Annotated in this window: 5 protein-coding genes; 1 reads left to right on the top strand and 4 read right to left on the bottom strand. The window is 69.9% G+C overall.

Going from position 1 to position 10,266, the window contains the following annotated elements:
- Window positions 1–818: 818 nt before the first annotated feature.
- Genes drmC through drmA form a run of 3 tightly spaced genes read right to left on the bottom strand, consistent with a single transcriptional unit; the run spans window position 819 to window position 7,317 of the window.
- Window positions 819–1,598, bottom strand: coding sequence for a DISARM system phospholipase D-like protein DrmC (gene drmC, locus ABT116_RS34640; protein ID WP_351642145.1), 780 nt, complete (start codon window positions 1,596–1,598; stop codon window positions 819–821).
- The gene (drmB, locus tag ABT116_RS34635) at window positions 1,595–3,490 is read right to left on the bottom strand and encodes a DrmB family protein (RefSeq protein ID WP_351642143.1); all 1,896 of its coding nucleotides are present in this window, start codon (window positions 3,488–3,490) and stop codon (window positions 1,595–1,597) included. Before drmB ends, drmC begins: the two co-directional genes overlap by 4 nt.
- Complete coding sequence (gene drmA, locus ABT116_RS34630; RefSeq protein ID WP_351642140.1) at window positions 3,487–7,317, bottom strand: DISARM system helicase DrmA; 3,831 nt, start codon at window positions 7,315–7,317, stop codon at window positions 3,487–3,489. Before drmA ends, drmB begins: the two co-directional genes overlap by 4 nt.
- 181 nt (window positions 7,318–7,498) lie before the next feature.
- Here drmA and ABT116_RS34625 point away from each other — a divergent pair, with 181 nt between their 5' ends.
- Window positions 7,499–9,670 carry a UvrD-helicase domain-containing protein gene (locus ABT116_RS34625; protein ID WP_351642137.1) on the top strand — a complete coding sequence of 724 codons (2,172 nt, stop codon included), beginning with the start codon at window positions 7,499–7,501 and terminating at the stop codon, window positions 9,668–9,670.
- Between the two features lie 80 nt (window positions 9,671–9,750).
- On the opposite strand, the gene ABT116_RS34620 is transcribed toward ABT116_RS34625, so the two are convergent.
- Window positions 9,751–10,266, bottom strand: a 516-nt coding sequence (locus ABT116_RS34620; protein WP_351642135.1) for a hypothetical protein, incomplete at its 5' end; no start/stop codon positions are given.

Genomic DNA, 10,266 nt, shown 5'->3' with positions numbered 1-10,266 from the left:
GCGCCACCCCCGCAACTACCTGGCCTTTCTCGGCCTCGCCGCCGCACTGTGTTGCTACAAGCGACTCATCCGCCTCACCACGTAGGACACGGTCTAAGAAACACCCCGCCTGCCCGGTACCGACAACGCACCATCCCCGGCCAACGGTCGATGCTGTGTGAGACGGACACCCCGGTCAAGGATCTCATGAGTCAGGTCCCTGACCTGGGACAGCACCCGCCCACCCTGCGGCCCCTCACGCCACGTGGACGCCCTGTGCTCAAACCCGACCGCCAATCGGAACCATTCGACAGCCGACACCCACTGACGACAGCGAATGCGCGCGGAACAGCGACAGCGATGACGCCGTGACGACGCCTGGCCGGCCGCCCAGCGGGGTAAGGCCGAGCGACTCAGCGAGCTTCTCGACCCGGCGGGTGGAGACCCGAGCAGGCAGGCGATGGCCACCTTCGGCATGCGGGCCTCCTCGTCCCGGCACCCTTCTTGGAGGAGCCAGTACGGGAAGTACCTGGCCTGCGCAACTTGGGGACGGCGAGCTCTACCGCCCCGATCCGGATGTCCCCGTCAGTGCGCTCACCGCTGGCAAGTCACGAGTGGGGCCACGACTGGGCGGAAGGGCGACCACACGAGGGCCGTCGTCGAGAGGGGAGCACAGCGGCCTCCGGGATATGCAGGAAACGCGTGTCATGGATGACGAGGACGTCCTCGAGGCGACCCGGATACGGGCGGGCCCGCCACCAGGGCATGGGCCGGGTACTCGCGGACGCCGCGCTGGGGCCGGGAGCCAACGAGCCTCCACCACGTGCACGGTCGCGGGGTCAACGGACAGCTTCACGTGGCGGGAAAGGCCTGAGTATGCCGAGACGCTGCATCTCGACGATGTGCTCTGCCGTGCGTCGCGGTGCTTCACCGCCGGTCACCAGGACACCCGCCTCGATGTTGCGCCGCGCGGCCGACTCGGTGAGGTTGGCGCTGCCGAGCAGGAGGGTGCGGCGGTCCGCGACCGCGAGCTTGGCGTGCTGGCGTGAGCGGCCTCGTTCGGCCGGTTCCCGTGCCCAGACCCACAGCCGCAATCCGGGTACGGAGGCGAACGCTTCAGCCGGTTCCCTCCCCGAGAGCAGGCCACCTGCGCCGGCCAGGGTCTCGACCACGACATGCGTTTGGACTCCCCTGCCAGCAGCCTCGGTGAGGGCCCTGGTCAGGGCCGGATACGGGCGGGCCGCATACGTCATCGCCAGCAGCTCGTGCTGCGCCTCCTTGATGACCTCGACGAGTACCTGAGCGGTGGCCCGCACCGGCACCGCCGGTGTCGAGGGGCCGCTCCACACGGTGCGGACCTGGACTATGTCCCGGGCTTTCCGCCGGGCGGCGACATAGCCTCGCAGGTAGGCAGCCGCCTCGGAGGGAGGTACCGACTCCGACTCCATGGCGTCGTAGAGCGCCGCGACAGCCGCCGTGACTCCCGGAGTCGCCAGTTCGGTGAGTATCCGTTCTCTGGTCCGTCCCCGGGCGAGCAGGCCGGCGAGGTCCTTGCTGCGGGAGGGGCCGAGAGCCGCGACGGCAGCCTCGGCAGCGCCCTCGAACGCGGGTCTGCTCACGGCAGGAGACCGACCGGCGTGAGCACCGGATCCTGGTCTCCGGTGAGCGGGACGAGGAACCGACGGTCCAGGAACCTGTTGCCTCGTTCGCATGTGGTTTCCGACACGAACAGGCAGACGTGGCACGCGGCTCCGTGGAGGAAGTCCGCCGGGTCCTGCGGCAGGCGCTCGGCGCAGAGCGGGTCTGCCGAGCAGTGGCGTGCGTCGGCCAGAGCGCGACGCACGATCCGGTCGAACTCCCGCTCTTCGGCCAGGGACACCAGCCCTCCCAAGGTGCCCTCGGAGTCCGGGACGGCGGTGTAGATGAGGATGCCGGTCCTCGGGTTCTGTTCGTCCCCCGCGTAGATCCGTTCGGCAAGCGATGCGGAGTTGTAGCCGCATTCCAGGGCGATGGTGCGGATCAGCAGGTGGGAGAGGGTGTGCAGGGCGATGTACCGCGCTCCGGGCCAGCCGGAGTAGGGGTCGAAGTCGCTCGTCTTGCGGTCCGACTTCCGGTTGGCGCGGAACCGTGCGTATGCCTGTCGGTGCGCGTCCATGTGCGGTGACTTCTCCATGCGGGCGGTCCATTCGGCCATCAGACCGTCCTGTACGCGCAGAAAGACGCCCTCGCCGCGCACCTCGCTGGCCGGGACCCAGTTCCGGCCCCCGCGGGACAGCTCGACGCGCGTGGCGATCTCCGGTGATTCGGGGTCGGGTGCGTCGAGCCGGGTGAACCCGATCAGTGCCCGTGCCTCACGCAGCCGCTCGACCTGCCTGACGTCGGAGAACAGTTCGTTCAGACGGGTCGGCACGGGCATCTGCCGGAGTGCGAAGTCGTCGCTGGGGATGGGAACCGGGCCGGAGAGCGCGTCCCATTCGGGTCCGAAGAGGTCGGCCTGGACGTCGGGGGCGGAGGGGGCCGGCCCTGTGGTTCCCTGCTTGCGGATCGTGATCGCCGCGACCACCGCGTCGGCGTCGAACTCCTTGAGGAAGGTGAACTTGGGCATGCGCGCCATGAAGTCGAACTGCCCGCGGTCCTCGATCAGTTCGAGGTCCGGCCAGTGGTCTTCCAGGAGCTTGTCGATGTCTCCGCCCTGTGCCTTGGGCAGGGCCAGGGCACTGAGGGTGAGCGGGAACCACTGGTTGGACGCGCCCGCCACCATCAGGACCGGTTCCTGTGCGCAGCCGCTCGTCTCGTAGGTACCGAGATGTGGGTGCCGTCCACGGCAGCTGGGCAGGTTGCGCCGGCCTCGTTCACCCATGGCTTCCCGGATGTTGCGCTTCACACCGCAGGCGACGCACTCGATGGTGACGTTGGCGGCCTGGTTGCCGCCGTGGTCCTTCATGCGCAGTTTCGGGCGCGGCGTCTTGCCGCAGGTCTGCGCGCGGTGCACGTACGTGGTGTACGGGAACTCGTCGAGATGGCCTGCGGTGCACACGAGGGTGAAACGGGCCGCCACCGCCAGCGGCTTGCCCCGCTTGCAGTCGTGGACGAACTTCGCCTCGTGCGGCGTCCGCGGGTTGGCGTTGACGAAGGCGAACTCGCCCGAGTCGATCGCGGCCAGCACGTTGCACGCGGTGCAGCGCAGCCACTGCGGGAACGGCGTGACGGGCACTCCGACACCCTGGGCCGCCCAGCCCTTCGGGTCCGCGTCGGCGCCCTCCAGCCAGGGAGCGGCACGCAGCTGCTCGATCTGGCCGCGTCCGTAGCGTTGGAGCGATCGGTTGACGGCGGCGCGCAGACGGGGTTCGTCGATGTCGTAGTCGGTGACTCCGGAGTGATTCCAGGAGTCGATGCCACGGATCAGGACGGAGAAGTTGGGCAGGTCGACGAGGGCGCCGATCCCGGCGGTGAACATGAGGTGGCTGGGCCGTACGGCGCCGACTCTGCGGTTGCTGCCCTGGCTGCTCATCGCTGTGCCTTCCTGACCGTGTCGGCCGTGACGGGCCCGTACTCGTCGCTGTCCACGGTGCTCGCCGTGTCCGGGTCGGTGTCGGAGTCGGCGCCGGACGCCCCGAACGTCCAGTCGGGTCCGTCGCCGGAGGGTTCCTCCAGGAACGCGCCACCGCCGGGAAGGAGCAGGTTGATCTCGTTCTCCGTCTCACGCATCGACATGCCCACGGTCAGCTCGGTCCACCGGGATCCGTCCGCCCGTCGCAGCAAGCCGTTCACGACGGTCGTCTTGTGCTTCTCCTTGCGGTACGCGAGGGCCGAACTGCTCTCGTCCCGTTTACGGCGCCATTCGTCCTTGAGGCGGTCGAGACGTTCGCTCAGGTACTGGCGGGGCAGGTCGCCTCCCACCCGTTCGGCGCGCTCGAGGAGCCGCCGTTCGACCTCCTGGGCGAGCGGTCCGTCGAGGTCGACGTGGTGGGCGTCAAGGTTGCGGGAGGAGTCGTAGGCCGCGTGCCGCAGGGCGGCGACATAGGTCGCGGCGACACCGCGGTCGAGCGCCCGGCGCGTGTAGGGGGTGACGGAGAGCGCCTCCACCTGGCGATAGAACGTCGCGTGATAGTGCTCGAAGTCCTCGTAGTGTGCGAGGTCGCGGGGGCGTGACCAGTTGTAGAGAGTCACCACCAGGCCCGGACGGGCGGCGTCGCGGCCGACTCGCGAGGACGCCTGGATGTATTCGGCGGTGTTCTTGGGCTGGCCCACGACGAGCATCAGTCCAAAGCGGGAGACGTCGACACCGACCTGGAGCATGGAGGTTGCGAGGACGACGTCGACGGCCTGTCGCACAGTCGGTGTCATGGACGCGCGGGGTTCGCGCTTGTCCTTCATGGCGGCGGCGTACTCGCGCAGGAAGGCCCGCCTGCGCACCGAGGTGTCCCGCTCGGGGTCGAACTCGATCTCCAGCCGCTTCAGGGCCGCGCCGACGTCCGAGGAGGAGATGCGTGAGGTCAGTTCCTGGATACCGAGCATCCCGGCCCTGCTGACGATGCGGTCCGACAGCGTGTCCTGGCCCTTGCGGCTGCCGTTCGACCGCACACGGGTGGTGATGTCGTCGTCCATGTACCGCCGCATGCCAGCGAGTTCACGTGTCGCGTTGAAGTAGCCGACCAGCGTCATGTACGGGTCCGCCGGCCTGCCGTAGTCGTCGAAGAGCTGCTGTGCCGCGAGCAGCAGGATCTCCGCGACACGGATCTCGGCGGCCTTGAGACGGGTGCCGTGGGCGCAGACGCCGAGGTAGCGGCGGCCGGGGTTCTCCCGGCTCAGGTCCACCTGCCGGGAGAAGAAGGTGTCGCCGACATCCAGCACCTGGGGAGGGAAGACGGCGACCTTGCGGCCGAAGACACCGAGCACCTGGTCGGCGGCTCGCTTGGTGGTCGCGGTGGAAGCGACGATCTTGGGGCCGACTTCGTGACGTCCTCCGTGCGCGTCGGTGAAGCTCCACGTGCACAACTGGTCGACGGCCGCTTCGAAGAGGCCCACGGTGGTACCGAGGGCTCCCGAGATCAGGTGCAGCTCGTCCTGGATGATCAGGTCCGGAGGCCGCAGGCGTGTGACGGGCTGGGCGGTGACGCCGGGCAGATCGCCTCGGGCGTTGTGGCGGCCACCGCAGCCGGTCTTGGCGTCCAGGTCGTCGTGGCGGTAGCCGTGGCGGGGGCACAACTCGGTGACTCTGCCGAACAGCAGGCCGGAGTAGCCGTTCCAGGGGAGTTGGGCGAGCTTGTCGACCGTGGCGATCAGCAGTGAGGGGGCCAGCCGGTAGATCTCCTCGTCGACGGTGAGCACCGGGATGCCCTCGCCGAGCGCTTCACGACGGGAGAAGGGACAGCGGTCCTCCCCCTCGCCGCGGGGACAGTACAGCAGGACCCTGCGGCGCCCTTCGTCGTACTCCATGTTCGAGCGGGCGGTCAGCCCGCTGCCGCACCAGGGGCAGGTGAGGACCTGCAGGACACGGGCGTGCTTGTCGCTGGCGTTCTCCTTGGCTTCGGCGATCTGTTCCTTGGCCTCGTCGAACCAGTTCGGTGAGACGGAGGTGCCCACCCAGAGCCCGATACGGAACGGGGTGGGTCCCCAGCGCCGGTCCCGCGCGAACTCCTCGCGCCGCAGGACCTCGCAGGCGCTCACCAGGGCGGCTGCGCGCTGGAACTGCTGGGCGGTCAGCAGCCGCAGGGTGTAGCGCATGAGGACGCCGACGCCCGCCTCGCCGCTCCGGGCTTCCGTACCAGAGCCCAAGGTGCCCTGGAGGCGTCTGAGTGCGAAGGTGTAGGCGGCGAGTCCGAGGTATGCCTCGGTCTTGCCGCCACCGGTCGGGAAGAACAGCAGGTCGACGAGGGCGTCACGGCCGGTACCCCGGTGCGGGTGTCCGGGCTGCGTGAGGGAGTCGGTGTTCAGCAGGACGAAGGCGAGCTGGAACGGGCGCCAGCTGGCCGCCGCCTTGCCCTTGGCGTGCACCTCGTCGAAGGCCTCCTGGTAGGAGCGGGAGTCGTTCTCACGCCCGGTGCGGGCGGTGGCGATCGCCGTGTTGCGGCGCTGCAGGGCCATGGCCCGGTTGGCGAACCGGAAGGCCAGCAGGGCCGTCTCGTCTGCCACGAGCCGGTCGATGCCGAGGGTGATGCGGTCACAGACCTCGAGCGCCTGCTCGATGGCGGTCTCGGCCGCCGCTCGCAGGTCCTCGGGGAGCGCGGCGGCACTGCGGCGCTGCTGCTCCAGCCAAGTGCCGTAGCCGTCGGCCAACGGAGCCAGGGCGGCGCTGAGTTCGGCCCGTCGGGCGGGCACGGCGAGGGCTGCCAGCTCGTCCATGCCCAGCTCCAGGCCCTGGAGGAGGTCCTGCTCCTCGAGTGCCGGTGCGGTGGTGGCTCTGACGTCGTACTCGGGTAGCCAGACGGTGGTCAGCCGGTGCGCGTTGCGCTCTCCGTCGCGGACGTGCGCGTGAACGGCGACGTTGCGGCCTGTGGCATGGCTGAGGCTGTCCCGGTAGAGCAGACGCAGCCGCCGCTCCTCGGCGTCCTCGGGCGCGTTGCCATGGCTCGCGGGGTCGAGGGGGTCGTCGACCGGCAGGAAGACGGCCGCCTGGTCGTCGGGAAAGGCGGTGACGTCGATCTCGGTCTGGAAGAGCCAGTGCGCGTCGCGCGCGTCGGCGCTGTCCTGTTGCCGGTTCACCAGGGCGAGTTCGACTATGCGCAGGTCCTCGGCGCCCGTGCGGCCCGTGTGCCGGCGTACCTGCACGTCGAGGACGATGCTGTCGCCGTCGAGTTGAACGGTGCGGTCGGCCCCGTCGGTCACGTCGATATCCACCAGACGCTCGACCGGCTCACGTGACCAGACCCGGCGCGTCGTCCCCCGCTCGGTGGCCTCGCCCGACTGGCTGTAGCGGCCCCAGCGGACCGTGGCGCTGAGCGTGCCGACCGAGGCCGCGGCGGTGAAGGACAGTCCCATGGAGGATGCCCAGATGTGTCCGGCGGCCTGGGGACTCAGCCGGTCCTGCAGGTCGCTGTCGTCGCCTTCCTGCTCGTCGCCCGACTCGCCGTCCGCGCCCTGGGCGGCCGCACGGGCGATCCGGTCCGCGGTGACGGCTTGCGGGCGCGGACCGAGCATGCCGACCAGATACCGGTCGCGGGGACCCGAGGAGGCGCTCGGCAGGGTTTCCGTCTCCCCGTCCCAGGGACCCAGCAGATCCCGGCGGATGTAGTGCACGAGCGCGTCGCGCACCGCGTAGGAGTCCCCGGCGCGGAACGTCTGGGGTACTTCGTCAAGCGGGTGCGGAACAGCGGCCTGGGCAGGCTGGGCCGGCATGCGGTGGGTCCTTCCGGACAGGGCCGTGGGAGCACGGGTGTGCACCGTTGGTGTGACAGCACGAGAAATATAGCCCCGTTGACTCAGTTCACACAACGAATACGGGAGGTCCCTCGCTCGGCGCTCCGTGGGTCTCTAGGCTGGTGCCCGCCCACTGCCTGTCCGCGACCCGAGGACCTCCATGCCCCGCCTCGCCCTCTCCGACGACTTCGTCACGGATCTGATCTCCCTGCAGAGACCTGTCCAGAAGGAGGTCAACGACGCGATCCGGATGTTCCGGAGCCTGACCGTGCCTCAGCTCCACGCCAGTAAGGGAATGCATCTGGAGAAGCTCGAGCGGGCGCGCGACCCCCGGATCCGTACCATCCGGGTCACCAGGTTCTACCGCGGTGTCCTCCTCGCCCCGGACGACGGGAGCGAGTTGTTCACCCTCCTCAGGGTGGCACCCCACGACGAGGCGATCAACTGGGCCTGCAAGCGCGCCTATTCGGTCAACAGCGCCACCGGAGGCCTGGAGGTCCGCAACGTCGAGGCACTCGAGCAGATGGAGACCTACTTCGAGACGAAGGCGGTCCGGACCCCTGACCGGCTCTTCGCGCAGCACTCCGACACCGTGCTGCGTGACCTCGGCATCGACGAGCAGGTCCTGCGACTGGCGCGCGTGTGCGTCACCGCCGACGACCTGACGGTCATGGCGCCCCCCATGATGCCCGCCGATCAGTACGAGGTACTGGAATACCTGGCGGCCAACTGCTCGCCCGAGGACGTCTGGGAGCAACTGATCGCCCCGCGCGGGCAGACGGTGCGCACCGCGGAGGACCGGCCGGCCGTCACGCTCAGCGAGGCGATCCTCAACACGCCCGACCGGATCGTGGAGGTCACCGGCCCCGGCGAGCTGGAGCGGATCCTCACCGAGGACTTCACCCGCTGGCGGGTGTTCCTGCACCCCGCCCAGCGCAGGTACGCCTACCACGCGGGCTTCAACGGGCCGGCCCAGGTGACGGGCGGCCCCGGCACCGGCAAGACGGTCGTCGCCTTGCACCGGGTGAGGCATCTGCTGCGCACCGGACGCGAGGACGACCGGATTCTGCTCACGACGTTCACCAACGCGATGGCGGCCGCCCTGCGGGACAGTCTGGCCCTCCTGCTCGGCGACGCGGACGCGCATCTGCTCGACCGTGTCGACGTCACGACGGTGGACTCGCTGGCCGCCAGGGTCATACGGGAAGCCAGGGGCGGCTCGCCGAAGCCGCTGTCGGCCGCGGCGGAGAAGAGCGCGTGGACCCGCGCCGCCGCCCGCGATGACCTGCCCTGGTCGGAGCGCTTCCTGTCCCAGGAGTTCCGGGGCGTCGTCCTGGCGCAGGGACTTCGCACGCCGGAGGAGTACCTGAGATGTGTGCGCAGAGGGCGCGGCACACCGGTGGGACGAGTCCAACGCGCCCGGCTGTGGCGGGTCATGGAGAAGTTCACGGGGGATCTGGCCTCCCGCGACTGCGCGACGTACACCATGGTGTGCGACCAAGCCGCCCGGATCCTGGCCGAGCGGGGGCCGCGCTACCGCCACGTCGTGGTGGACGAGGCACAGGACCTGCATCCGGCCCAGTGGCGGGTGCTGCGTGCCTGCGTGGCCGAGCAGTCCGATGACCTGTTCCTCGTGGGCGACCCGCACCAGCGCATCTACGACTCCCGGGTCTCGCTGCGGTCCCTGGGCGTCAACGTGCGGGGACGGACGTCCCGGCTGCGCCTCAACTACCGCAGCACGGAGGAGATTCTGCGCTGGTCCGCGTCCCTCCTGGACGGTCAGCCGGTGGGCCGGCTCGGTGAGGACGACGAGGACGACGGCGGGCCGGACTCGCTGCGGGGCTACCGTTCCGAGCTGCACGGCCGCGTCCCGGTGGCTCGCGGCCACGGCAACCAGGACGACGAACTGCGCGCGCTGGTGGAGCAGATCCGAACCTGGGTCGAGCAGGACGGTGTGAAGCCGTCCGAAGTGGCGGTGTGCGCCCGGTTCAACACACTGGTCGACGCCGTCATCACCCGCCTGCGCCGGGAAGGCCTCCCCGCTGTCGCCGTCAAGGACGACCCCGGGCCGACGGTTTCGGGTGTGCGCGTGGCGACGATGCATGCCATGAAGGGACTGGAGTTCCGCTGTGTGGCCGTCGTCGGCGTGACGGCCAACGCGCTGCCGTTCGCCCCGCAGGTGACACCGGCCGACGAGGACGCCGTGCAGCACCGCTCGGACCTGCTGGCCGAGCACTGTCTGCTCTTCGTGGCCTGTACGCGGGCGCGCGACGCGCTGGCGATTTCCTGGAGCGGTGAGCGGAGCCCGATGCTGGACCCGGTCGCCGGCTGAGCCGCACCGGGCCCTGCCCCGCGGGCCGAAAGGCGGTCCGCGGGGCAGGGCACCCGTCCGGTCACGAGCCGTCGGCGCGATCAGACGCGGATCTCCCGCACGACGACCGTGCGCGACTTGCCCTGGGACGCGTCGTACGAGATCTCGCGTCCTGTCGGCTGCCAGGTGAGCGCGTGGCCGAGAGGAGAGGACGGAGAGACGATGTCCGCCTCCTCGGTGGGAAGTTCGGCGATCGTGTACAGAGTGTCCTCGTCCACCTGTCCGTCGAACTCCAGGCGGAGCAGCGCGCCCGGAATGACGACGTCGGGGACCGTTCCTTCCCCTCCGACGCCGACGGAGTCGAGGAAGGTGCGCAAGAAGGCCAGGCGCTTGGTGCGCCGGTCGCGTTGCTCGGCCTGGGTCTTCCTGAGGAACACCAGTTGGGCCGCATCCGCTCCGTCGGGGATCTCGGCGGGAGCATCGACGGCCGTTTGCAACTGCTGCACCTCACGGAACAGGCGCTGGAAAGCCGCGGCCGGGATCTCCCGGACCGGCAGAGGGCTGCTCGGGGCGGTCCGGCCCGGCATCGACGACGGCGCCGGACCATCGGGCCGTAC

The sequence above is a fragment of the Streptomyces sp. NPDC002130 genome, from assembly GCF_040296465.1.
Lineage (GTDB): Bacteria > Actinomycetota > Actinomycetes > Streptomycetales > Streptomycetaceae > Streptomyces.
The sequence above is the reverse complement of the archived record's forward strand: the minus strand, read 5'-3'. Positions and strand labels throughout refer to the sequence as shown.

Coding starts and splice junctions, on each gene's coding strand:
- ABT116_RS34625 (WP_351642137.1), top strand. CDS start 7,499: ATGCCCCGCCTCGCCCTCTCCGACGACTTCGTCACGGATCTGATCTCC.
- drmB (WP_351642143.1), bottom strand. CDS start 3,490: ATGAGCAGCCAGGGCAGCAACCGCAGAGTCGGCGCCGTACGGCCCAGC.
- drmA (WP_351642140.1), bottom strand. CDS start 7,317: ATGCCGGCCCAGCCTGCCCAGGCCGCTGTTCCGCACCCGCTTGACGAA.